General features: G+C 65.9%; 18 protein-coding genes. 9 read left to right on the top strand and 9 right to left on the bottom strand.

Features of this window, described 5'->3' with window-relative positions:
* The first annotated feature begins 45 nt into the window (after window positions 1–45).
* On the top strand, window positions 46–975 hold the full coding sequence (panE, locus tag ACYCVF_RS28190; protein WP_459595603.1) for a 2-dehydropantoate 2-reductase: 930 nt from the start codon (window positions 46–48) through the stop codon (window positions 973–975).
* On the opposite strand, the gene recG is transcribed toward panE, so the two are convergent.
* Complete coding sequence (gene recG, locus ACYCVF_RS28185; protein ID WP_459595604.1) at window positions 972–3,080, bottom strand: ATP-dependent DNA helicase RecG; 2,109 nt, start codon at window positions 3,078–3,080, stop codon at window positions 972–974. The genes panE and recG overlap by 4 nt on opposite strands.
* A 196-nt stretch (window positions 3,081–3,276) precedes the next feature.
* On the opposite strand from recG, the gene ACYCVF_RS28180 reads away from it, so the two are divergent.
* Together ACYCVF_RS28180 and mfd are read left to right on the top strand one after the other, a co-directional pair.
* Window positions 3,277–3,567, top strand: coding sequence for an FAD assembly factor SdhE (locus tag ACYCVF_RS28180; protein ID WP_459595605.1), 291 nt, complete (start codon window positions 3,277–3,279; stop codon window positions 3,565–3,567).
* A complete protein-coding gene (mfd, locus tag ACYCVF_RS28175; RefSeq protein WP_459595606.1) occupies window positions 3,564–7,082 on the top strand; it encodes a transcription-repair coupling factor in 3,519 nt (1,172 codons plus the stop codon). Before ACYCVF_RS28180 ends, mfd begins: the two co-directional genes overlap by 4 nt.
* Before the next feature lie 38 nt (window positions 7,083–7,120).
* Here the strand turns inward: mfd and ACYCVF_RS28170 are convergent, their stop codons facing one another.
* The 3 genes from ACYCVF_RS28170 to ACYCVF_RS28160 all read right to left on the bottom strand — a co-directional run bounded on the left by ACYCVF_RS28170 (window position 7,121) and on the right by ACYCVF_RS28160 (window position 11,778).
* Window positions 7,121–8,344, bottom strand: coding sequence for a GGDEF domain-containing protein (locus ACYCVF_RS28170; RefSeq protein WP_459595607.1), 1,224 nt, complete (start codon window positions 8,342–8,344; stop codon window positions 7,121–7,123).
* A gap of 85 nt (window positions 8,345–8,429) precedes the next feature.
* Entirely contained in the window at window positions 8,430–9,932 is a 1,503-nt protein-coding gene (locus ACYCVF_RS28165; protein ID WP_459595608.1) for an AMP-binding protein, read from the bottom strand.
* A gap of 4 nt (window positions 9,933–9,936) precedes the next feature.
* Window positions 9,937–11,778 carry an extracellular solute-binding protein gene (locus tag ACYCVF_RS28160; RefSeq protein ID WP_459596449.1) on the bottom strand — a complete coding sequence of 614 codons (1,842 nt, stop codon included), beginning with the start codon at window positions 11,776–11,778 and terminating at the stop codon, window positions 9,937–9,939.
* 260 nt (window positions 11,779–12,038) lie between these two features.
* On the opposite strand from ACYCVF_RS28160, the gene ACYCVF_RS28155 reads away from it, so the two are divergent.
* A complete protein-coding gene (locus ACYCVF_RS28155) occupies window positions 12,039–12,851 on the top strand; it encodes an invasion associated locus B family protein (protein ID WP_459595609.1) in 813 nt (270 codons plus the stop codon).
* A 72-nt stretch (window positions 12,852–12,923) separates the two neighbouring features.
* Here the strand turns inward: ACYCVF_RS28155 and hspQ are convergent, their stop codons facing one another.
* Window positions 12,924–13,256 carry a heat shock protein HspQ gene (hspQ, locus tag ACYCVF_RS28150; RefSeq protein ID WP_459595610.1) on the bottom strand — a complete coding sequence of 111 codons (333 nt, stop codon included), beginning with the start codon at window positions 13,254–13,256 and terminating at the stop codon, window positions 12,924–12,926.
* 106 nt (window positions 13,257–13,362) lie between these two features.
* Between hspQ and ACYCVF_RS28145 the strand changes: the two genes are divergently transcribed.
* Window positions 13,363–14,316 carry an AEC family transporter gene (locus ACYCVF_RS28145; protein WP_459595611.1) on the top strand — a complete coding sequence of 318 codons (954 nt, stop codon included), beginning with the start codon at window positions 13,363–13,365 and terminating at the stop codon, window positions 14,314–14,316.
* Between the two features lie 111 nt (window positions 14,317–14,427).
* Here the strand turns inward: ACYCVF_RS28145 and ACYCVF_RS28140 are convergent, their stop codons facing one another.
* Window positions 14,428–15,612, bottom strand: a complete 1,185-nt coding sequence (locus ACYCVF_RS28140) for a UbiH/UbiF family hydroxylase (RefSeq protein ID WP_459595612.1) — start codon at window positions 15,610–15,612, stop codon at window positions 14,428–14,430.
* An 87-nt stretch (window positions 15,613–15,699) separates the two neighbouring features.
* Between ACYCVF_RS28140 and pcsA the strand changes: the two genes are divergently transcribed.
* The 3 genes from pcsA (at window position 15,700) to ACYCVF_RS28125 (ending at window position 18,247) form a co-directional block, all read left to right on the top strand.
* Complete coding sequence (gene pcsA / locus ACYCVF_RS28135) at window positions 15,700–16,467, top strand: phosphatidylcholine synthase (protein ID WP_459595613.1); 768 nt, start codon at window positions 15,700–15,702, stop codon at window positions 16,465–16,467.
* On the top strand, window positions 16,464–17,198 hold the full coding sequence (locus tag ACYCVF_RS28130; protein ID WP_459595614.1) for a TerC family protein: 735 nt from the start codon (window positions 16,464–16,466) through the stop codon (window positions 17,196–17,198). Before pcsA ends, ACYCVF_RS28130 begins: the two co-directional genes overlap by 4 nt.
* A 74-nt stretch (window positions 17,199–17,272) precedes the next feature.
* Window positions 17,273–18,247: a quinone oxidoreductase family protein gene (locus tag ACYCVF_RS28125; protein ID WP_459595615.1), complete on the top strand. Its 975-nt coding sequence runs from the start codon at window positions 17,273–17,275 to the stop codon at window positions 18,245–18,247.
* Window positions 18,248–18,348: 101 nt separating this feature from the next.
* On the opposite strand, the gene ACYCVF_RS28120 is transcribed toward ACYCVF_RS28125, so the two are convergent.
* Window positions 18,349–19,539, bottom strand: coding sequence for an acetylornithine transaminase (locus ACYCVF_RS28120; RefSeq protein WP_459595616.1), 1,191 nt, complete (start codon window positions 19,537–19,539; stop codon window positions 18,349–18,351).
* A gap of 267 nt (window positions 19,540–19,806) precedes the next feature.
* Window positions 19,807–20,445 (bottom strand): hypothetical protein, encoded by a 639-nt coding sequence (locus ACYCVF_RS28115; protein ID WP_459595617.1) that lies wholly within the window; start codon window positions 20,443–20,445, stop codon window positions 19,807–19,809.
* Between the two features lie 326 nt (window positions 20,446–20,771).
* On the opposite strand from ACYCVF_RS28115, the gene ACYCVF_RS28110 reads away from it, so the two are divergent.
* A complete protein-coding gene (locus ACYCVF_RS28110; protein WP_459595618.1) occupies window positions 20,772–21,722 on the top strand; it encodes a hypothetical protein in 951 nt (316 codons plus the stop codon).
* Window positions 21,723–21,731: 9 nt separating this feature from the next.
* Here the strand turns inward: ACYCVF_RS28110 and rimO are convergent, their stop codons facing one another.
* Complete coding sequence (gene rimO / locus ACYCVF_RS28105) at window positions 21,732–23,057, bottom strand: 30S ribosomal protein S12 methylthiotransferase RimO (protein WP_459595619.1); 1,326 nt, start codon at window positions 23,055–23,057, stop codon at window positions 21,732–21,734.
* Window positions 23,058–23,080: the final 23 nt, after the last annotated feature.

Raw genomic sequence — 23,080 nt, 5'->3', positions numbered from 1 at the left:
GGGAGGGCAATGGCTGAATGGCCGGCGCATGCAATGGGAGTTCGAATGAGAGTGCTGGTGATCGGCGCAGGTGCGCTCGGAGGCTATTACGGCGCTTGCCTCGTCCGAGCAGGCCGAGACGTGACCTTCCTGGTGCGCGAGAAGCGGGCGGAGCAATTGCGACGGAGCGAACTGCAGGTCGTCAGCCCGCACGGCGACTTCGCCGTGCAGCCAGAGCTTCTCGTGGCCGGCGATCTCAAGGACCCGTTCGACGTCGTGCTCGTCGGCGTGAAAGCCTACTCGCTCGATGATGCGATGAACCAGTTTGCGCCCGCCGTCGGCCCCCACACGATGATCTTGCCGATCCTGAACGGGCTGAAACACATCGACGCTCTCACCGCCAGGTTCGGCGCGAGCTGCGTCCTCGGCGGCCTCGCAAACGTCAGTGCCGGGCTCGATGCAGATGGTCGCGTCGTTCAGTTCATGGCCAATCAGACGATCGTCTTCGGCGAGGTCGAGGGGACACTGAGCGAACGTGCGCTCGCACTTGAGACACTGCTTCAGGTCCCCGGCATCGACGTGCGCGCCAGCGAAGCGATCATACAGGACATGTGGGAGAAGTTCGTGCAGCTCTCGACGCTCGCCGGCATCACCTGCCTGATGCGCGCGAGCATCGGAGACATCCTGGCCGTGCCCAACGGCGAGCAGTCTATTTTCCGCCTTTTCGCCGAATGCTGCGCCGTTGCGACAGCATCAGGTTTTGAGCCACGCGCGCCGTTCATCGAGTTTGACCGAAAGCTGTTCACCACGCTGGATTCGCCGCTGAAGGCTTCGATGCTGCGCGATATCGAGCGCGGTTCGGTCACCGAGGCGGAGCACATCCTGGGCGATATGGCCAACCGCGCCCGCGCGCTCGGCATCGACACGCCGCTGCTGGATCTGGCCTGTGCGCATGTGGCGGCCTACGAAGTTGGGCGGCGAAGAACGGCAGGCTAACCTGCTCCGATCAGCGGGATCGCCTCGTCGCGTTCGTACAGATACAGCAGGCACCGCAGCGCCTCGCCGCGCTCGCCCCTGAGCTTCGGATCCTCCTTCAGGATCCGCAGCGCCTCGTCACGGGCCTGGGTGATGAGCTGGCCATGAACCTCCGGGCGCGCGATGCGGTAGCCGGGCAGGCCACTCTGGCGCACCCCTAACACGTCGCCTTCGCCGCGCAGCTTCAGATCTTCCTCGGCAATGCGGAAACCGTCGGCGGTCTCGCGGATCACCTTGAGCCGCGCCTTCGACATTTCGCCGAGCGGCTCGGAGTAGAGCAGAAGGCAGGTCGAGGCTTCCGAGCCGCGGCCGATGCGCCCGCGCAGCTGGTGCAGCTGGGCAAGCCCGAAGCGCTCGGCGTTCTCGATCACCATGATGGTCGCGGCCGGCACGTCGACGCCGACCTCGACCACGGTGGTCGCGACCAAGAGGCCGATCTCATGAGCCGTGAACCGGCCCATGACGCGGTCCTTCTCGGCGCCCTTCATCTGGCCGTGGACGAGGCCGACTCGCTCGCCGAACCGCTTTTGCAGGCTCTCGAAACGTTTGGTCGCGTTGGTGAGATGCTCGGTGCCCTCCGCCTCGGATTCCTCGACCAGCGGGCAGATCCAGTAGACCAGCTTGCCGGTTTCGAGCGCGCGGCCGACTCCCTCCATGACCTCGCTGATGCGGCTCATCGGTACCGCGCGGGTGTCGATGGGCTGGCGGCCGGCCGGCTTTTCGCGCAGCTCGGAGATATCCATGTCGCCGAAATAGGTCAGCACCAGCGTGCGCGGGATCGGCGTCGCGCTCAGCACCAGCACGTCGACGGCTTCGCCCTTGGACGTCAGCGCGAGGCGCTCGCGCACGCCGAAGCGATGCTGCTCGTCGACGATGGCGAGCGCGAGATCATGGAAGACGACGTCATCCTGGATCAGCGCATGGGTGCCGACGAGCAGGTCGATCTCGCCCTCGGCGAGCTTGGCGATGATCTCGCGCCGGTCCTTGCCTTTCTCGCGGCCAGTGAGGATTGCGACCCGCATGCCGGCGCGCTCGGCGAGCGGGGCGATGGTCTTGATGTGCTGACGCGCCAGGATTTCGGTGGGGGCCATCAGCGCCGCCTGCTTGCCGACCTCGGCGACCGCGGCGGCCGCGAGCAGCGCCACCACGGTCTTGCCGGAGCCGACGTCGCCCTGGAGCAGGCGCAGCATGCGCAACGGCTGCTTCAGGTCATCGGCAATCGCTGCGGCGGCGCTGCGTTGTGATGGTGTGAGCGCATAAGGCAGGGCGTCGATGATCTTGTTGCGCAGGTGCCCGTCGCCGGCGTTGCGCACGCCGGCAGGACGGCGCAATTGCGCGCGGATCAGGGCGAGCGCGAGCTGGCCGGCGAGCAATTCGTCGAAGGCCAGGCGCGACCAGAATGGCTGATCCGGCAGGATGTCGGTGAGCTCGACCGGCTGGTGCACGCGCGTGAGCGCTTCCGCGATAGGCGGAAAATTGCAGCGCCGCATCACCTCCGGGCTGATCCATTCCGGCAGGGCTGGCAGCTTCAGCAGCGCCTGCGCGATCGCGCGGCGGAGCGAGCCGAGCGCGAGGCCTTCGGTCAGCGGATAGACCGGATCGATGCCGGAGAGCTTTGAGATGGCCTCCTCATCGAGGACGCGGTCAGGATGCACGATCTGCGGGTTGCCGTCGTACATCTGCAGCGTTCCGGAGACGTAGCGCTTCTCGCCGACAGGCAGCAGCTTCTCGACATAGCCGGGCTTGGCGCGAAAGAACGTCAGCACCACGTCGCCGGTGTCGTCGCTGGCATAGACGAGGTACGGCGCGCGTGCGTTGCGCGGCGGGGGCGGGCGGTGCCGGTCGACGGTGACCTCCAGCGTCACCATGGTTCCCTGGGCCGCGTCGCGGATCTTCGGCCGGGCCCGGCGGTCGATGACCTGGCTCGGCAGATGCAGCAGCAGGTCGACCAGCCGCGGCGTCTCGTTGCGGCCGAGCAAGTACTTCAGCAGCTTGTCCTGCTTCGGGCCGACGCCGGGCAGGCTGGTCACGGCAGCAAACAGCGGATTGAGCAGGCTGGGGCGCATCGGGCGAATCTAGGATCGTTTCGACCCGTCATGCCCGGCTTTATGCCGGGCATCCACGGCTTTTTTCGTGCCGTGCGGCGGTGGCGGGCCAAACCAGGTTGGAGACGCAAATCGAGGGCTGACACGGTCGGTCGCAATGGCTATATCAAACCCGCCCGGCACGTCCGGGCTTTCTGCGTTTGACTGGATTTGAGACATGACGGGAACGACACGATCGAGCGACGGGCTGGACGACCGCCGCAAGCGGCTTCTGTTCCGCTGCTGGCACCGCGGCACGCGCGAGATGGACCTGATCCTGGGCCGCTTCGCGGATGCCGAGATAGGCAATCTGTCCGACGCCGAGCTCGGTGAACTCGAGCGGCTGCTCGAGGTCAACGATCCCGATCTCTATGCTGCCATCACCGGCGACAAGACGCTGCCGGCGGACGTCACCGGCGCGCTGTTCGCCCGCATCAAGGCGTTTCCGATCACGGACGGCAATCTATGAAGCAGGGGATGAAGTCGCCGGCCGAGCTGCTCACGCCCGGCCGCGCGCTGACGCTTGCCAATGTCGCGGAAGGCGCCGAGGGTCTCGTCGTCTCCGATCTCGCCCGCGCCATCGCCGCGCGGCCGAAGAAGCCGGCCGTCAGCCTCGCCGTGGTCTGCCGCGACGGCGGGCGCATGCAGCAGCTCGAACGCGCGCTAAGATTCTTCGCGCCGGATCTGCCGGTGCTGACCTTTCCGGCCTGGGACTGCCAGCCCTATGACCGCGTCTCGCCGCATGGCGGGATCCTGGCGCAGCGCCTGACGACGCTGGCGCGGCTCGCCCCCCTGACAGGCAGCGACAAGCCGCTGATCGTGCTGACGACCGTGAATGCCGTCGTGCAGCGTGTGCCCGCGCGCGAGCTCGTGACGGCGCAGGCGCTCTCGGTCGCACCCGGCAATGTGGTGCCGATGGACACCATCGTCGCCTGGCTCGAGCACAACGGCTACAACCGTTCCTCGACCGTGCGCGAGCCCGGGGAATACGCCGTGCGGGGCGGCATCCTCGATCTGTTTCCGGCCGGCCTCGACCAGCCCGTGCGCTTTGACTTCTTCGGCGACAGCCTGGAATCGATCCGCAGCTTCGACGCCGAGACCCAGCGCACGCTGCTCGACATGCGCTCGCTCGACCTCGTCCCGGTCTCGGAATTCCAGCTCGTCACCGATACCATTCGCCGCTTCCGCATGGGCTATGTCGCCGAGTTCGGCGCGCCCGAGCGCGACGATGCGCTGTATGAGGCCGTCAGCGAAGGCCGCCGCCATCCCGGCATGGAGCATTGGCTGCCGCTGTTCCAGGACCGGATGGATACGCTGTTCGACTATCTGCAGGGGGCAGCCGTCGCGATCGAGCCGCAGGCCGAGGACGCCGTCCGCGAGCGCTTCAAGCAGATCCAGGACTATTACGAAGCGCGGCGCGAGGCGATGGAGCATCCCGGCGGCGGCGCCATCTACAAGCCGCTGCCGCCCGATCGGCTTTATCTGACCGACGAGGAGTGGGGCAAACGCCTCGGCGATATCCCGCTGGCACGGCTGACGCCGTTCTCCGTGCCGACCGACGGCACTGGCGTCGTCGATGCCGGCGCGCGCAAGGGCCGCGACTTCGCACCGGAGCGCAACGACACCACCGTCAACGTGTTCGAATCCGTCGTCGCGCACGTGATGGCCTTGCATGCCCAGCGCAAGAAGGTCGTGATCGCGCTGTGGACCGAAGGCTCGCGCGACCGCATGACGTCGATGCTGCGCGATCACAAGCTGGCTCACGCCACCAGCGTCAACAGTTGGCGGACGGTGCAGGCGACCCCGCGCAACGAGACCATGCTCGCCGTGCTCGGCCTGGAGAGCGGTTTCGAGACCGACGAGATCGCGGTGATCAGCGAGCAGGACATCCTCGGCGATCGCCTGGTGCGGCCGCGCAAGGCGAGCCGCAAGCTCGACAATTTCATCTCGGAGGTGACGAGCCTCACCGCCGGTGACATCGTCGTGCACGTCGATCACGGCATCGGCCGCTTCATCGGCCTGCAGACCCTCGACGTCGCCGGCGCGCCGCACGACTGTCTCGAGCTGCGCTATGCCGCCGAGACCAAGCTGTTCCTGCCGGTCGAGAACATCGAGCTGTTGTCGCGCTACGGCTCCGACCAGACCGATGTCGAGCTGGACCGTCTCGGCGGCTCGGGCTGGCAGACCCGCAAGGCGAAGCTGAAGAACCGCATCCGCGAGATCGCGGGCGAACTGATCAAGATCGCGGCCGAACGCATGCTGCACGAGGCGCCGAAACTGCCGGTGCAGCAGGGTCTCTATGACGAGTTCTGCGCGCGCTTCCCCTATGACGAGACCGAGGACCAGCTCGGCGCGATCGAATCCACGCTGAAGGATCTCGAAAAGGGCCGGCCGATGGACCGGCTGATCTGCGGCGACGTCGGCTTCGGCAAGACCGAGGTGGCGCTGCGCGCCGCCTTCGCGGTCGCGCTCGACGGCAAGCAGGTTGCGGTCGTGGTGCCGACCACGCTGCTCGCGCGTCAGCACCACCGGACCTTCAGCGATCGGTTCAAGGGCTTCCCTGTCAACGTCGCACAAGCCTCGCGCCTGATCCCCACCAAGCAGCTCAACGAGGTCAAGAAGGGGCTCGCGGACGGCTCCGTCGATATCGTCGTCGGCACCCATGCGCTGCTCGGCAAGGCAATCAAATTCCGCGATCTTGGCCTCCTCATCGTCGACGAGGAGCAGCATTTCGGCGTCAGCCACAAGGAGCGGCTCAAGGCGCTCCGCGCCGAGGTGCACGTGCTGACGCTGTCGGCGACGCCGATCCCGCGCACGCTGCAGCTGGCGCTGACCGGCGTGCGCGAGCTCTCGATCATCGCTTCGCCCCCGGTGGACCGGCTCGCGGTGCGCACCTTCGTCGCGCCGCACGATCCCCTGATGATCCGCGAGGCGCTGCTGCGCGAGCGCTATCGCGGCGGCCAGGCCTTCTACGTGGTGCCGCGCATCGACGACCTCGCCGAGGTCAAGGATTTCCTCGACAAGAACGTGCCGGAGATGAAGGTCGCGGTCGCTCACGGCCAGATGCCGCCGGCGGTGATCGAGGACATCATGACCGCATTCTACGATGGCAAGTTCGACATCCTGCTGTCGACCACGATCGTCGAGTCCGGCCTCGACATCCCCAACGCCAACACGCTGATCGTGCATCGCGCCGACATGTTCGGTCTCGCCCAGCTCTACCAGCTGCGCGGCCGAGTCGGCCGCTCCAAGCTGCGGGCCTACGCGCTGTTTACGCTGCCGGCGCAGCAGAAAATCACGGTACAGGCCGAGCGCCGGCTCACCGTGCTGCAATCGCTGGAGACGCTGGGCGCGGGCTTCCAGCTCGCCTCGCACGACCTGGACATCCGCGGCGCCGGCAACCTTCTCGGCGAGGAGCAGTCCGGCCACATCAAGGAGGTGGGCTTCGAGCTTTATCAATCGATGCTGGAGGAGGCTATCGTCAATCTCAAGGCCGGCGTCTCCGAGCCCGCCGCCGACCGCTGGTCGCCGTCGATCACCATCGGTATGCCTGTGCTGATTCCGGAGGACTATGTCGGCGATCTCTCGGTGCGGCTGTCGCTATACCGGCGTCTCGCCGATCTCGACACCGAGGAGGAGATCGAGAACTTCGGCGCCGAGATGCGCGACCGCTTCGGCGTGCTGCCGGACGAGGTGCGCTACCTGTTCAAGGTCGCTGCGATCAAGGCGTTCTGCCGCCGCGCCAACGTCGAGAAGATCGACGCCGGCCCCAAGGGCGCCGTCATCGTCTTCCGCGACAATTCCTTCGCCTATCCGGATCGCCTCGTGACCTTCATCCGCAGCTACGGCCAGGCCGCCAAGGTGCGGCCCGACATGAAGGTGGTGTTCCTGCAGGACTGGGAGACCCCGGAAGAGCGGCTGGCCGGGACGACGGAGATCATGCGCCAGCTGGCGCAGCTCGCGGAGAGCAAGAAGGCGGCGTGACGGATTGTCGTGTCCCGGACAAGTGCAGGTACGAGACCCTAGGACGCCGCGCGCGAAGCGTCGGCCGACAGCCGCGCCAGCAGCGATCTTGCCGTATCCGATGACGACAGCGAGTCCACGCTGACCACGGGATCGCTGCGCATCTCGTGCTTGCCGTTCGAGGTGTGCCGCATCACCGCCGACAGGCGCCGGGCGATCATGTGGGCGGTGCGGAAGTCGGTCTCCGCGAACACGACGATGACCGAGCCGTCTTTCTGCGCGACGCCAAAATCCATTTGCCGCATCAGGCGGCTCAGGATGCGCGCGGCGTCGAGCTGGGCACGGGAATTGCCGGGATCGAAGGCGAAGCGCGCGACCGAGAGGCCGCCGCCGCGGGCCAGCGCCTGCTCGACCGCCTTGGCGAAGTCGCGGGCGAAGGCTTCCGCCGTGAGCAGGCCGCTGCGCGGATCGAGCCAGCCGCCGGCATCGATCGAGCGCAGCGTGCGGCTCAGCTGCGCTTCCATCGCATGCTGGCGGATCAGCGGGAGCGCACTGGCGGCGACCTTGGCCGGCTCGCCCGGAATCAACTCGAGATTGGGCAGGTCGTAGCTCTGGGTGAGCTGGTGCGCGGTGACGACCACCGGCAGGCTGCGGAAGCGGGTGTCCTCGGCGAGCACCGTCAGGAAGGCATCGGTGACGCGCGCGGTGAAACCTTCCGCGAGCACGACGCCGTCGAGGTCGCGGGTGTTGAGATGCTTTGCTGCGGCTTCGATCGAGAGCGCGCCGATGACGCCGACGCGTTCGCCGAGCGCCACCGAGAGCGCAGGATAGGCCGCGCCGCGGCCGATCAGGAGCACGGTGGCATCACGGGCCGGATCGGCCTCCGGCAGAGCGACCTTCGCCTCCGGCAGCCGGCGCAGCACGGTGGCGTGAAGGGTGCGCACGCGCAGCGCGGCGCGCAGCCGTGCGATCAGGCGGTCGGGATGGCCGCCGCGCGAGGAGAAAGGCAGGGCGTTGTGAGGCAGCGCGCCCGTTGCATCAATGGCCACGAAGGGAAGGTAGGGCGATTGGCCGGCGATCGTCTTCGCCACGACCGCCATGTGCGGCTCGTGCCCGCCGGACATTGCAGCGAGAACCGCGGCGGGTTGCACCTCTTCGACCGCGCGCACCGCGCTGGCCCAATCGGTGTCGATGACAGGAAAAAGCCGGCCCTCGTCCAGCGCCGCAACGAAGGCGGGGCGCTCGGCGTCGGACACAAACAGGATCGGGCCCGCCTGGGACATCGAGAAACTCTGATCACGCGACAGATGCCGCGCAATCTAGTTTGGCCGCCTTAATGCGGCGTCAACGAAACGGGTGAAACCGGGCCTAGATCGGCCCCGAGCGGTCGCGAAAAGCCTCGACCATCAGGGGGTTAAGCCCGAGTTCGCTGAGTGCCTCGCGGGCGCGGGCATTGTCCTGGGCCCTTCCTGCCAGGCGGTGGCCGCAGAGGCGGTCGGGCAGCGCGGTGAGCAGCGCGCCCTGGCCGAGCCGGCGTGCCCATTCCTGGAGGTCGTTGGACAGGAAGCGGTAGCCGCCGACGGCCATGATGCCGGAGGGCGGCGCCGTGATGCAGATCGCGCCGCTCGGACGGTCGAGCCGCGCCGCATAACCGGTGTCGACATAGTCGCGCGGTGGCTGCGCCATCAGGGTCTCGCCCACCGGCTGCGGTGGGGCGTAGGCCGCGATGGGCACCATCGGTCCGCGCAGGCCGAGCGTCCCCTTGGGCGTCAGCAGGATTTCGCCGGCGATGGAGGAGCCCGACTGCTCGCGCGGGGCGCCGTGGGGGCCGGGCATGACCGGCACCGGCATGCCGTCCTCACCGCGGCGGGCGCCGAACAATCCGGCCTCGCCGAACAGATAGACGTCGGTCAGCGGCGCATGCGGTGCGATCCAGGCATCGCTTGCCGTCACCTGCTCGGGCGCGCGCCACAGGCCGATGACGTTGCGCAAGGTGGGCATCCGCGCCGCGAGGTCGGAATCGCCGAGCCGCAGCGCGAGCTGCGCCGGGGCGATCAGCACCTCGCATTCGTGCGCGTTGATCTGCTGCTCCAGCACCTCGTTCTCGAACGGATGATGCAGCGCCAGCGTGCCGCCCGAGAGCAGCCACACGGCAAGCGAGGAGGCGAGGCCAGCGAACGACATCGGCGTGAACGCCGCCATCACGGTCGCGCCCTGCTTGATGTCAGCCTCCAGCGACATCGCGAGGCCGCCGGCGATCAGGCTGAAATGCGGCCGCGGCACCGGACGGAAGCCTTCGGCCGTGACGTCGAACGAGATCATCGCCGCCTTGCGGCCGTCCTGGATCACGGCGCGTGTGGTGCCGGGCGGGCGGGCGAGCACGTCGTCGAGCGAGGCCATGCCTTCGGGCAGGTCGGGGCCGAAGCCGCAGACGTGACGAATTGAGAAGGCTTCGGCGGCCGCATGCATCGCGAGGTCGGCATAGTTGACGCCGTCGACGGTGCTCATGGTGACGATGGCGCGCGCGGCGGTGCGGTTGAGGGCGGCGGTCAGTTCCGCGTGTCGCCAGAGCAGCGGCAGCACCGCGACGACGAGACCGGCGCGATGGGCGGCGAGCACCGTGAGCACGAACTCGACGGTGTTCGGCAGCTGGATCGCGATGACCGAATTGGCCGGCAGGCCCGATTCGACGAAATGCGCCGACAGCGCCTCGATGGCCGTATCGGCCTCGGCATAGCTCATCCGCCGCGGCTGGTGGCCGGTCACGCGCGCCTTGTTGAGGGGATCTAGCAGAGCGACCGCGTGCGGCTGCCTCAGCAGCGTGCGCTGAAACAGCGTGTCGAGTGTCGGCGATGTGGCTGGCTGGTTCACGGCGTCACTTTGCTTGATGAGCTTGCGGCTGCCCCTTCGACCACCAGGTTTCCGGCAAAACGCCGGACAGCGATGTGGCCTTGGGCCGTTCTATCCGATTCCAGCGCGCGATCCATTGCTCGGATACGTTAAACAGGGGGATTGTGTAGAACCCTGCGATCAAGGCGCGGTCGAGCGCCCGTACCGCCGGAACGAAATCCGTATGTTCACGGGCCTCGAGCAGGGCGGCGATCATGGCATCGACTGCCGGATCTCTGGCGCCCATGTAGTTGCGGGTCCCCGGATTGTCCGCGGCGGCGCTGCCCCAATAGAAATACTGCTCGTTGCCGGGCGAGAGCGACTGGTCCCACCGGTTCTGGATCATGTCGAACTCGTAGGCGAGCCGGCGCTGGTCGAACTGCACGGGATCGACCGAGCGCACCGTCGGCTCGATGCCGGCGCGCCTGAGGTCGCGCTGAAACGCCAGCGCAATGCGCTCCTGGTCGCGGGTGGTGACCATGATCTCGAAGGTCAGGGGTGCCCTGGTCGCACGGTTGCGCAGCACGGTGCCGTCGAGATCGTAGCCGGCCTCGGACAACAGCTTCAGCGCGGCGCGTAGCGTGGTGCGGTCGCGGCCCGAACCGTCGGTGACCGGAAGGCGATAGCTGCCGTCCAGGATGTCGGGCGGAATCTGTGAGGCGAACGGTTTCAGCAGCTCTCGCTCGCGCGCGTCCGCAGGGCGGCCATAGGCCGACAGGGTCGAGCCGGCGAAGTAGCCGGCAACGCGCGAGTAGAGCCCGAAGAAGTAGTTGCGGTTGACCAGCTCGAAGTCGAACAGCAGCGTCAAGGCCTGACGCACGCGAATGTCGGCGAAGATCGGACGGCGGGTGTTGAACACCAGGAATTCCGCAGGTTGCGGCACGCCGGGCTTGAAGGTGTCGCGGATCACTTCGCCGCTTCGTGCGGCTGGAAAATCGTAGCCGTCGTGCCAGCGCAGCGGCTCATGTTCGATGCGGAAATCGTAGAGGCCGCGCTTGAAGGCCTCGAACTGGCCGTTGGCCTCGCGAAAATAATCGAGCCTGATCTCGTCGAAATTGTAGAGCCCGCGATTGATGGCGAGGTCGCGGCCCCAATAATCGGGATTGCGGGTAAGCGTCACGCTGGCGCCGGGCTTCACCGCCGTGACCCGATAGGGGCCCGAGCCGATCGGCGCCGCCAGCGTCGTCTCCTCGAAGGTCGCAACGTCGACCGCGTGCTTCGGCAGGATCGGCATCAGGCCGAGAATCAGCGGCAACTCGCGATCATTGGCGCCTGCGAGGTCGAACCGGACGGTGAGGGGATCGGTCGCCTCCGCCCTGGCAACTTTGGCATAGTACTGCCGGTGGTTCGGGCGTCCGTGATCGCGCAGCAATTGCCAGGAGAACAGCACGTCCTCGGCCAGCACCGGCTTGCCGTCCGAGAAGCGGGCGCGGGGATCGAGGCGGAAGGTGACGAAGGTTCGGCCCTCGTCGGTTTCGACGGTCTTGGCGAGCAGCCCATAGAGCGTGAACGGCTCATCCTGACCGCGGGCCAGCAAGCTCTCCACGACGTAATTGCGGACCGGCTGCACCGCCAATCCCTTCACGATGAAGGGATTGAGGCTGTCGAAGGTGCCGAGAATGCCCCAGGTCAGGCGCCCGCCCTTGGGGGCATCGGGGTTGGAGTAGGGCATGTGGGTGAAATCGGCAGCCATGGCGGGCTTGCCGTGCATGGCGATGGCATGGGCTTCCTCTGCCCGGGCGCCGTCTGCCGGAAGTCCGATGGCCACGGCAACGAGGAGACAGAGGCGGACGCCGGAGCGCTCGAGAAGGCGCAGGAACATGAACATCGGCACACGGTGATTCGAGGACCGGCGGGCCTGAATCCTATCACAGGGAATTTGATGGAGCGTTGGCACGAGGCCGACCAAACACGGTTGTTGGCATTGATCTTTTCGTCGGCCACGTTAAGAAGGCGGTCGATCGCGCAAGAGCGTCGAGCCCGTCACTTATCCGCCTCAATTGACGGGGAGAGAGCCGCGCCCAAGGCGGCCAGGTTCGGCGCTTCGGAGCGGTTCGGGCACTTCCCGTTCAGAAAGGGTTTTCCGCAATGAATTTCCGTTACTTGGCCGCGTCCGTCCGGCCGCGCGGGCGACTTCTCGCCTTGTTGACGGCGACGGCGTTGGCCGTGCCGTTTGCCGCCGAGGCCCAAGCTCCCGCACCGGCTCCCGGCGCCCCCGCGCCCAAGGCGACTCCGGCCCCGAAAGCTGCTCCCAAGGCTGCCCCCAAGGCTCCGGCGCCCGCAGCGTCTCCGCAGGCTCCCGCCCAGGGCGCTCCGGCGCAGCAAGGCGCGGCCCAGCCCGCTGACCAGCAGATCCAGCTGATCTACGCCCCCTGGACCAAGTTCTGTCTCAAGGGCCAGGATGCCAATGCCAAGCAGGTCTGCTTCACCGGTAAAGACGGGCGCATCGAATCGGGCCAGCCGGTCATCGCTGCCGTCATCATCGAGCCGGAAGGCGAGCCCAAGAAGATCCTGCGCGTGACGCTGCCGCTCGGCATGCAGCTGGTGCACGGCACCCGTATCATCGTGGACAGCAACGCGCCGCTGCAGCAACCGTATGTGATCTGCTTCCAGAACGGCTGCATGTCCGACTACGAGGCCACGCCCGAGCTCATCAACAACATGAAGAAGGGCCAGAATCTCGTTGTCCAGGCGATCAACGCCAACGGCGCGCCGCTGACCCTGCCGCTGCCGCTCGCTGGCGAATTCCAGAAGGCCTATGACGGTCCGCCGACTGATCCGAAGGTGTTCGAGGAAACCCAGAAGAAGCTTCAGGAAGAGCTTCAGAAGAAGGCTGAGGAGCAGCGCAAGAAGCTCGAGCAGCAGGGCGCCCCTGGTGCGGCTCCGACCGGTCAGAAGTAATCGGGCCAGATTCCGAACATGAAAAAGGCGCTCGTTTCGAGCGCCTTTTTTGCGGACGCCTACCCGCGACGATCAGTTCAGCGATGGATTGCGCGGACGATAGCCGCCGGCCTTGTCCTTGATGAAGATCTCGGTGACCTGGGAATGCCGGACCGGCTCGCCGGAATCATCCGGCAACAGGTTCTGCTCGGACACGTAGGCGACGTATTCGGACTCCGCGTTCTCCGCGAGCAGGTGGTAGAACGGCTGGTCCTTGCTGGGCCGCACCTCTTCGGGGATCGACAGCCACCATTCCTCGGTGTTGTTGAATTCCGGATCGATGTCGAAAATCACGCCCCGGAACGAGAAGATCCGGTGGCGCACGACCTGTCCGATCTGGAATTTGGCGGTCCGCGCTTTAATCATCCTCCGTCGATAGACCAGGATTGTGGCCGATGCTAGTGGCCTTATCGGGAATTAACCTTCGCGTCCGGCGCGGATAGCCGTCAAATCTTCAGAAACCACTTCATCAATGGCCGATATCCTCAATCTCGCTCTACCCTATTTCGGCTTGATCTTCGTCGGGTTTGCCTGCGGCAAGGCCAAATCCCTGCCGGAATCAGGCCTCGCCTGGATGAATTTCTTCCTGCTCTACGTATCGCTGCCGGCGCTGCTGTTTGCGATCATGTCGAAGACGCCGTTTTCGGAATTGAACAACCCGCCGTTCCTGATCGCGACCACGCTGTCGACGGTTGCGGCGTTCACCCTGGCGCTGGTCGTCGGCAAGGTGTTCGGCCGCCTGACGCTGCGCGAGGCGACGCTTGCAGGTCTCTCCGGCGGCTACGGTAATATCGGCTACATGGGCCCGGGGCTGGCGCTCGCGGTGCTCGGGCCGAAGGCGTCGGCGCCGACGGCGCTGATTTTCTGCTGCGACAGCATCTTCCTATTCACGATCGTGCCGCTGCTGATCGAACTCTCCGACCGCGACCATCCTTCCCTCGTGCACGCCTTTGGCGTGGTGCTCAAGCAGATCGTGCTCAATCCGCTGATCATGTCGGCCTGTTTTGGCGCGGCCGTCGCAGCCCTCCACATCGAGATGCCCGTCGCGCTCGATCGCACGATCACCTTCCTCCAGAACGCGGCCGCGCCGACCGCGTTGTTCGTGCTCGGCGTGACCGTCGCGCTCCGCCCGTTCGACCGCGTGCCATGGGAGGTGCCGGGCGTGATCGCGGTGAAGCTGCTGATCCATCCGCTCGCGGCATTCGGCCTGATGCTGGCGTTCGGCCCGTTCGCGCAGCCTTGGGCCGCGACCGCGGTGCTGATGGCCTCGCTGCCGCCGGCGCTGAACGTGTTCGTGATCGCCCGGCAAAACGATGCCTGGATCGAATCCGCATCGGTCGCGGTGCTGCTTGGGACCTTTGCGTCCGTGGTTACGCTGACCACGGTTATGTGGTTGCTACAGACTGGAAGGCTGGCGTTTCCGTGAGAGCACGATGAGATTGGCTTGATCGCTGCCGCGGAACAGTGCGCTCCGTCTCCCGCAAGCAAGCCGGAGAGGCTGCACCGAGCAAGCGGCAATTCGTTCGGCCTAACGTCGCTACCTTCGCCAGGTCGGAGTCAAGCCTTCGCGCATGGCAAATCGCCTGAGCGGGCCGATGGCGCCGAGCAGGTGCATCCCGACGGCGCGCACCGGCTGGAGCGGCAGGAAATCGTTGAGCAGGGACCGGTTGGCGATGTCGATCGCAAAGGTCCGGCTCAAAATATCCGGCCGCCGCGCGCGGTCGTAGTGCTGGAGCACCTCGCTCGACCCGGGATCCTGACCCGAGGCGATGGCATCTCCCGCGAGCCGGGCGATGTCGGCGGCATCGCGCAGGCCGAGATTGAGGCCCTGCGCACCGATCGGCGGAACCACATGGGCGGCTTCGCCGACCAGCGCGATGCGGTCGCGGCCGAAGGATTTCGGACGTTCGATCGCGAGCGGGAACAGGTTGCGCCCGGGCTCGACCGTCATGCGTCCAAGGATCGAATGCGATTGCTTCTCGACGGCGGCGGAAAGCTCCTCGTCGCTGAGTCCGCGCAGCCGCTCGGCTTCCGCCGGCGCTGCGACCCAGACGACGCTGCAGCGGTCGCCGGGCAGGGGGACGAACACGCAGGGACCATGCGGGGTGTGGAACTCGGTCGAGACATTGCGATGCGGCCGTGCATGGGCGACGTTGAAGGTCAGCGCGGTCTGATGCAGTTCGCGCCGCGTCACCTCGATGCCGGCGGCCTCGCGGCACAGCGAGTGCCGGCCGTCGGCACCGACGACGAGGCGGGCCGAGAGAAACCGTCCGGACGCCGTTCGGATCGCGACGTCGTCGGCTTCGGTCACGATGCCTTCGGCCTCGTCGTCGAGGCGGACGAGGTTGGGCAGCTCGGCCGCGCGCTCTTCCAGCGCCAGCATCAGCGAACGGTTATCGATGTTGTAGCCGAACGCGTCGAGGCCGATTTCGTGACAGGAGAACCGGACCTCCGGGGCGCGGAACAATCGGTCGGTGTCGTCGACGAGGCGCATGACCTCGAGCGCGGCGGCCTTGTCCTTGCAGCGCGGCCAGACGTCGAGGGATTCGACGAGATCGACGGAAGCCCCCAACAGCGCGGTGGTGCGGTTGTCTGCATAGGGCACGCGCCGCGCCACCAGCGCGGTCCGTGCACCCGCTTGCGCCAGTGCGATGGCTGCCGCGAGTCCAGCCGGTCCGCCGCCGATCACGGCCGTGTCATGGAGTGTCGATGCGTCTGTCATGGAACGACAATTGACACGCTCGGCGGCAAATTCAAGCCCACCTATATTTCACTGATTTTATGACGAATTGTGCGACTGCGCGCCGCAATGGCGGATGTGCAAACCGATCCCATTCTGATAGCAGAAACCATGGACAGCCAAGAGGATTCCCTGAAGCCTACCCCCGCGATCCGCGCCGCGGCGCTATCGGTGCACATCTTTACGGCGTTCGGTGCTGCGCTCGCGCTGCTGGCGATGCTGGAGGCCGTGCGCGAGCACTGGGCGGCGATGTTTCAGTGGCTGGGCCTCGCCCTGATCATCGACGCGATCGACGGGCCGCTCGCGCGCCGTCTCGACGTCAAGAACGTGCAGCCGAACTGGTCGGGCGACGTGCTCGATCTCGTGGTCGACTTCGTCACCTACGTCTTCGTGCCGGCTTACGCGATCGTGGCCAGCGGCTTGTTGCTACCGGTCGCAGCTCCCTTGCTGGGCGTCGCCATCATCGTCACCAGCGCGTTGTATTTCGCCGATCTGCGCATGAAGGCCGACGACAATCATTTCCGCGGCTTCCCGGCGCTGTGGAATGCGGCAGCCTTCTACCTGTTCCTGCTGCACTGGCCGCCGCTGTGGTCGACGCTGCTGGTCGCGGCGCTCGTCGTGCTGACCTTCGTGCCGTTCCACGTGCTGCATCCGGTCCGCGTCGTGCGGCTGCGCTGGCTGACGATGTCGCTGATCGCGGTGTGGGCAGTGCTCGGCCTCTACGTTCTGGAGATGGATTTCCGCGTCGGCACCGGGGTGACCGTGGTGCTCTGCGCGATCGCGCTCTGGATCAGCTTCAGTGACGCCTTGATCCGTCTGGCAAGGTCGTTCGGATGATGGACCTCCTCACCAGCCCCGAGGCCTGGGCCGCGCTGTTCACCTTGACGGCGCTCGAGATCGTGCTCGGCATCGACAACGTCATCTTCATCTCGGTGCTCGTCTCGCGCCTTCCCGAGAAGCAGGCGCACCGCGCCCGTCAGATCGGGCTCGCGCTGGCGCTTATCTTCCGCCTCATCCTGCTCAGTCTCCTGGTCTGGCTGATCGGCCTGACCGCGCCGGTGCTCTCAATGATGGGCTACGATTTTTCCTGGCGCGACCTCATCCTGATCGGCGGCGGTATGTTCTTGATCGCCAAGGCGACGCATGAGATTCACGGCGAGGTCGAAGCCGATCACGACGGGAGCGAGAAGAAATCCGCAGCGAGCGCCTTCTTTTGGGTGATCGTCCAGATCATCGTCATCGACCTCGTGTTTTCGCTGGATTCGATCATCACGGCGATCGGCATGGCGGAGGACATCAAGATCATGGTCGCGGCGGTCGTGATCGCCTGCGCGGTCATGTACGTTTCGGCCGGGCCGGTGTCGCGCTTCGTCGCGGACCATCCGACCACGAAGATGCTGGCACTGGCGTTCCTGGTGCTGATCGGCGTCGCGCTGGTCGCGGACGGATTCCAGTTCCATATTCCGCGCGGCTATATCTACTTCGCGATTGCGTTCTCGGCGGCGGTGGAGTTGTTCAACGTGCTGGCCAGGCGCAACCGCAAGAAGGCCAGCAAGCCGTCTGCTTGATTGTTGCGGCCGGCGCCGAGTTGACAAGGCTGGTGCGATGGCTTTCGCTCAGTCCTGGGAAGAGGAGTCAAATGATGACCAAAGCGATCCGTGTGCACAAGGTCGGAGGCCCGGATGCCCTGGTCTATGAGAGCGTCGACGTGCCGGCGCCCGGCCCGGGCGAGGTGCGCATCCGCCAGCATGCGGTGGGCCTGAACTTCATCGACGTCTATTACCGAACCGGCCTCTACAAGGCGCCCGGGCTGCCCTTCATCGCAGGGAACGAGGCCTCGGGCGAGGTCGTTGCGGTCGGGCCCGGCGTCACGAATTTTCATCTCGGCGACCGCGTCGCCTATTACCACAATCTCGGTGCCTATACCGGCGAGCGCAACATCCCCTGGGAGAAGCTGGTCAAGCTGCCCGACCACATCACCTACGAGCAGGGCGCCGTGCTGATGCTGAAAGGGCTGACGGTCTGGTATCTCCTGCACAAGACCTTCAAGGTCGAGCCGCATCATCGCGTGCTGATCCACGCCGCCGCCGGCGGCATCGGCCTGCTGGCCTGCCAATGGGCGAGGGCGCTCGGGGCCCACGTCATCGGCACGGTCGGCTCGCGCGAGAAGGCCGAGCTGGCGGAGGCCAACGGCTGCGATCACGTCATCCTCTACAACGAGGAGGATTTCGTCGCACGCGTAAAGCAGATCAGCCGCAACGAAGGCTGCGACGTCGTCTATGACGGCGTCGGCAAGGCGACCTTTCCGGGCTCGCTGTCCTGCCTGAAGCCGCGCGGCATGTTCGTCTCCTTCGGCAATGCGTCGGGCCCCGTGCCGCCGTTCTCGATCGCCGAGCTCAACAATCACGGCTCGCTGTTCGCGACGCGGCCGAAGCTCAACGACTATGTCGGCACGCGCAAGGAGCTCTTGGAAGGCGCCGACACGCTGTTCGCCGCCGTCATCAACGGCAAGCTGCACGTGCCGATCAACCACGCCTACGCGCTCAAGGATGCCGCGAAAGCGCATATCGATCTCGAAAGCCGCAAGACCACGGGCGCGTCGATTTTGAAACCGTAGCTTTTCGTCATTGCGAGCGAAGCGAAGCAATCCAGGACTGTCGCCGCGGACGCAGTCTGGATTGCTTCGTCGCTTCGCTTCTCGCAATGACGAGGATAGACCTACGCGACGCGTCTTGCTGCGCCGGCCTTAGTCAAGATACCGTCGAGGCAATCGATCATCTCGGCGATCTCTGCCTTCGCGACGTTCAGTGCCGGCATGAAGCGCAGCGTGTCGAGCTGCGGCGCGTTGAGCAGCACGCCGGCTTCGAACGCCTGCGCGACGATGCCCGGCGCGATCGGCAGCTTGAGGTCGAGCGCGAGCAGGAGCCCGCGTCCCCGGACGCCGCCGAGCCCGTGCCGAGCCGAGACTTTCTGCAACTCGCTTTCGAGCAAGAGGCCGGCTTCGGTGACCTGTTTCAGGAAGTCGGGCTTGCCGACTTCCTCGAGCACTGCGAGGCCCGCGGCGCACATGATCGGGTTGCCGTTGAACGTGCCGCCCTGGTCGCCGTGTTCGAAGCAGGAGGCGCGTTCGTTCGCGAGCAGGGCTGCAAGCGGCACGCCGCCGCCGATGCCCTTGCCGAGCGTCATGATGTCGGGCGAGATGCCGGTGTGCTCATAGTGGAAGAGCTTGCCGGTCCGGCCCATGCCGGTCTGGATCTCGTCGAAGATGAGCAGCAAGCCGTGTGCATCGATGAGCGCGCGCAGCTCCTGCAGGAACTGATCGCTCGCCGGCCACACGCCGGATTCGCCCTGGATCGGTTCGAGCATGACGGCGACGGTGTTGTCGTTGATCAGCTTCTCGACCGAGGCGATGTCGTTGAGCTTCGCTTTCTTGAAGCCGGCGACCTTCGGCTCGAACAGCGGCTCGAACGCTTTCTTGCCCGAGGCCGACATCGTCGCCAGCGTCCGGCCGTGGAAGCCGCCTTCGAAGCTGATGATCTCAAACGCGCCGCCCTTGTGCAGGCTGCCATATTTGCGCGCGAGCTTGATCGCGCCCTCGTTGGCTTCCGCACCGGAATTGGCGAAGAACACCTGGTCGAAAGCACTGTTCTTGACCAGCGCCTGCGCAAGCTTGAGGCTCGGCTCGTTGTAGAAGGCCGGGCTGGGTGTCAGCAGCCGCCTGGCCTGCGCGGCAAGCGCATCGGCAATCGCAGGCGGCGAATGGCCGAGGCAATTCACGGCCCAGCCCTGCACGAAATCAAGATAACGCTTGCGACCGTCGTCCCAGAGGTAGGAGCCGGCGCCGCGGACGAACACGGTCTTCGGCCGTGCGGTGATGTCCATCAGCGCGTCATACGGATGCGTGGTCATGTCGAACTCCTCTGGAGGCGGGTGAAAGACGGGCGTAAAAAGCAAGAAGGCCGCACCTTGCGGGTGCGGCCTTCTCGAAAACTCGGCTGAATTCTAGTTGTTCAGCGGCGTCGTCGGACATGGCGCACCCTCTCGTCGTCGCGGGAGCGACGGCGGAGCATTTCGGTGCGCTGGTTGGTCCGGGTGATCATGGGGCGCGGCAATACATGCGAATGCTGGGCTTTGTCAAGCGGGTGCTTTGCTGAACACTCGCCTGGCATGCATCGGTCAGGTCAGGTGAGCGACTTCCTGGGCGTCCTCGTCGCCCCAATCCGCGTCCGCAATCGCGGTGTCGATGAGCTCGCCGCGCATCAGCTTGAGCGGCGATCTCCAGTACAGCGCGATGTTGTGGAAGGGGTCGGTCAGCACCTTGAACGCCCATATCAGGCCGGTCGTGAGGTCGCGCGTGACGAAGAGCTGGAGCATGCGCGCAAGTCCGCCGCCGATGCCGATCGCGAGCCAGAGCGTGCCGACGTGCCGGACGAAGTCGAGGCGTCCGGCCGCCGGATCGAAAAGTCCGAACAACGTCGGATAGAAATACAGCGCGACCGGCGCGCTGCCCCAGACGAGGAGCAGAATGATCTTGCGGGTCTGGTTGTAGCCGACCTTGATCGCTTCCTTGTATTCGTTGCTGACGCCGTTGACGGCGTCATAGCCGTTCGGCTCGAAGAAGAAATGCCCGGTCTGGCGCGTCAGCATCGCAAGCCAGCCCACGATGCCGGCGAGCGCGGGGTCTATGAACAGCAGCGCGTAGCAGAGCAGGAAGATCGCGGCGCTGCAGAGGTGCAGCGTCTGGTTGACGGTGCTCTGGTGGTAGAAGCGGTAATCGTCGAAGCGCTGTGTGCGCAGCATGCCTGAGAGGCTCATCCTCGTTCCTCGCTCGCGTTGAAAAGCGCGGGCAGGGTTAGGCCGAGTCCGTGACGCCTGCGTGAATGCACTATAGTGTCACAATACGTTCCGCAGGCGGTCTCGCGTGTCGCGCTGCGGCAGTCGAGATGATGCGAGCAAGGTCATGCGAACGCCCGGACCTGCGTCGTCCGCTCCCGATACCGGTGGGTTCACGCCATTCATTGTCCGCGGCACAGAAACCATCGCGTCGCTGGCGCGTTTGTGATCGAGATACGCGAATTGGTTCGAACCGGATGCACGTCGGCTCAGACCAAGAGGGCGGGACCAACAGACAGTTTGCAGCCTTGTCCGACACGCCTTATCCGATCGACCTCGACAGCATTCGCGGCGCATTTCCGCCCGGCATCGAAGCGCCGCGGCTTCTGGTCGACTTTGCCGACTGGCTCGAGGGGCGCCCCTGGGGCAGCGTCGGCTGTTTCACACTGCAAGGCCAGTTCGCAGATCATGCGCCGATCGTCGACGGCAGTCCCCTGCGCGACAGGTTTTCGCTGTTCATGCGTCTGCCGGACGGATCGGCCGTGGGTGGCTGGTACGGTGCCGGTCTCGACCGGGATAATCCCCCGATCGTAGGGCTGGGGTCGGAGGGCGACTACGAACTGCTTGCGCCGAGCCTCGACGGGCTGCTCGCCAAACTGACGTCGCAGCAATTCGACGACGCCTGGAGCGATCTGAAGCCGCGCGAGGAGGTCGAATGCCAGACGGTCGAGCTCGCGCGATGGCTCGCCGGACGGCAGCCGGGCGAAGCGGCGGCGCCCGATGAGGCATCGTCGCAGCTACCCGACTTTCGCGGCTTCATGGAGAAGTGGAGCCGGGAGCGCGAGGACTATTGGGCCAATCATCGGCTGATGGCCGAGCTCGGTTGGCGCTTGGCGGCGCATCTGCCGAAGGGCAAGAAGCCCTGGGACCAGACCCGCTTCGAGATCGCGATCGTCGGCGCGCAATACCAGGCGCGCGTGCTCTCGCGCGGACCGCAGCCGTTCGAAGAGGCTGCATCGATCGAGTCCCTGCTGCGCGATCTGCGCGAACAGATGTGTCGCGCGCAGCCCGAGCTCGGGCTGTGGTACGCGATGCATTTCGGCCTCCATGCCGATGGCCGGATCATGCCGCACTTCGAATACGATTTGCGGCCGACCATCGACGGCGAGCCGGCGCTGCTTTCCGAGGCGAAAGCCGATCTCGCGCGGGCACCACGGCCGGAGCGCTGGGTGCCGAAATGGCTGGCGCGACAGCAATGACGGAGTGCGTCAGAATCCCGCGACGCTGCCGTGCAGGTCGTACGCATCCGCGCGCTCGATCTTCGCGGTGACGATCTCGCCGACGCGCAACGGGCGGCGGCTGGTGAGATAAACCGCACCGTCGATCTCCGGCGCGTCGGACTTGGAGCGGCCCTTCGCAACGGTCGGGCCGACCTCGTCGATGATGATCTGCTGGCGCGTGCCGACCTTGCGCTTGAGCCTGCGCGCAGAGATTTTCTGCTGGCGCGCCATCAGCGCGTTGTAGCGCTCCTGCTTGATCTCTTCCGGCACGGGATTCTCGATCGCGTTCGCGGTCGCGCCGGCGACCGGCTCGTATTTGAAGCAGCCGAGACGATCGATCTCCGCCTCATCCAGCCAATTCAGCAGATATTCGAAGTCCGCATCGGTCTCGCCGGGGAAGCCGACGATGAAGGTCGAGCGCAAAGCGAGATCCGGGCATTCCTCGCGCCAGCGTTTGATGCGCGCCAGCGTCTTGTCCTGCGCGGCCGGGCGCTTCATCGCCTTCAGCACCTCGGGGCTCGCATGCTGGAAGGGGATGTCGAGATAGGGCAGCACCGTGCCTTGCGTCATCAGCGCGATGATCTCGTCGACATGCGGGTAGGGGTAGACATATTGCAGCCGCACCCAGGCGCCGAGTTCGCCGAGCTCGCGCGCGAGATCGAGGAACTTGGCGCGGACCTGGCGATCCTTCCACGGGCTCTCGGCGTATTTCAGGTCGACGCCATAGGCGGAGGTGTCCTGCGAGATCACCAGCAGTTCCTTGACACCTGCGCCGACCAGGCGCTCGGCCTCGCGCAGCACGTCATTGGCCGGGCGCGAGACGAGATCGCCGCGCAGCTTCGGGATGATGCAGAAGGTGCAGCGATTGTTGCAGCCCTCGGAGATCTTCAAGTACGCGTAGTGGCGCGGCGTCAGCTTGATGCCTTGCGGCGGCACCAGGTCGACATGCGGATTGTGCGCGGGCGGCAGCGCGCGGTGCACGGCATCGAGCACGCTCTCATATTGCTGCGGACCGGTGATGGAGAGCACGCCGGGATAGGCCTGCTCGATCTGCTCGGGTTCCGCGCCCATGCAGCCGGTCACGATCACCTTGCCGTTCTCAGCCATGGCCTCGCCGATCGCCGAAAGCGATTCCTGCTTGGCACTGTCGAGGAAGCCGCAGGTGTTGACGATGACGATGTCGGCCCCGTCGTGCTTGCGGGCGAGCTCATAGCCCTCCGCGCGCAGGCGCGTGATGATGCGCTCGGAATCCACCAATGCCTTGGGACACCCGAGCGACACGAAGCTGACCTTGGGCGCAGCCGTCTGATCCATATCTGAACTGCCTGATTGACCGG

Source organism: Bradyrhizobium cedriense (genome assembly GCF_054602315.1).
Note: the sequence above shows the minus strand (reverse complement) of the source record. Positions and strands in the feature narration are given on the sequence as shown.

Bases quoted from the DNA above. Each gene is read 5' to 3' on its own strand.
- panE (WP_459595603.1), top strand. From the start codon at position 46: ATGAGAGTGCTGGTGATCGGCGCAGGTGCGCTCGGAGGCTATTACGGC.
- recG (WP_459595604.1), bottom strand. From the start codon at position 3,080: ATGCGCCCCAGCCTGCTCAATCCGCTGTTTGCTGCCGTGACCAGCCTG.
- ACYCVF_RS28180 (WP_459595605.1), top strand. From the start codon at position 3,277: ATGACGGGAACGACACGATCGAGCGACGGGCTGGACGACCGCCGCAAG.
- mfd (WP_459595606.1), top strand. From the start codon at position 3,564: ATGAAGCAGGGGATGAAGTCGCCGGCCGAGCTGCTCACGCCCGGCCGC.
- ACYCVF_RS28170 (WP_459595607.1), bottom strand. From the start codon at position 8,344: ATGTCCCAGGCGGGCCCGATCCTGTTTGTGTCCGACGCCGAGCGCCCC.
- ACYCVF_RS28160 (WP_459596449.1), bottom strand. From the start codon at position 11,778: ATGTTCATGTTCCTGCGCCTTCTCGAGCGCTCCGGCGTCCGCCTCTGT.
- ACYCVF_RS28155 (WP_459595609.1), top strand. From the start codon at position 12,039: ATGAATTTCCGTTACTTGGCCGCGTCCGTCCGGCCGCGCGGGCGACTT.
- hspQ (WP_459595610.1), bottom strand. From the start codon at position 13,256: ATGATTAAAGCGCGGACCGCCAAATTCCAGATCGGACAGGTCGTGCGC.
- ACYCVF_RS28145 (WP_459595611.1), top strand. From the start codon at position 13,363: ATGGCCGATATCCTCAATCTCGCTCTACCCTATTTCGGCTTGATCTTC.
- ACYCVF_RS28140 (WP_459595612.1), bottom strand. From the start codon at position 15,612: ATGACAGACGCATCGACACTCCATGACACGGCCGTGATCGGCGGCGGA.
- pcsA (WP_459595613.1), top strand. From the start codon at position 15,700: ATGGCGGATGTGCAAACCGATCCCATTCTGATAGCAGAAACCATGGAC.
- ACYCVF_RS28130 (WP_459595614.1), top strand. From the start codon at position 16,464: ATGATGGACCTCCTCACCAGCCCCGAGGCCTGGGCCGCGCTGTTCACC.
- ACYCVF_RS28125 (WP_459595615.1), top strand. From the start codon at position 17,273: ATGACCAAAGCGATCCGTGTGCACAAGGTCGGAGGCCCGGATGCCCTG.
- ACYCVF_RS28120 (WP_459595616.1), bottom strand. From the start codon at position 19,539: ATGACCACGCATCCGTATGACGCGCTGATGGACATCACCGCACGGCCG.
- ACYCVF_RS28115 (WP_459595617.1), bottom strand. From the start codon at position 20,445: ATGAGCCTCTCAGGCATGCTGCGCACACAGCGCTTCGACGATTACCGC.
- rimO (WP_459595619.1), bottom strand. From the start codon at position 23,057: ATGGATCAGACGGCTGCGCCCAAGGTCAGCTTCGTGTCGCTCGGGTGT.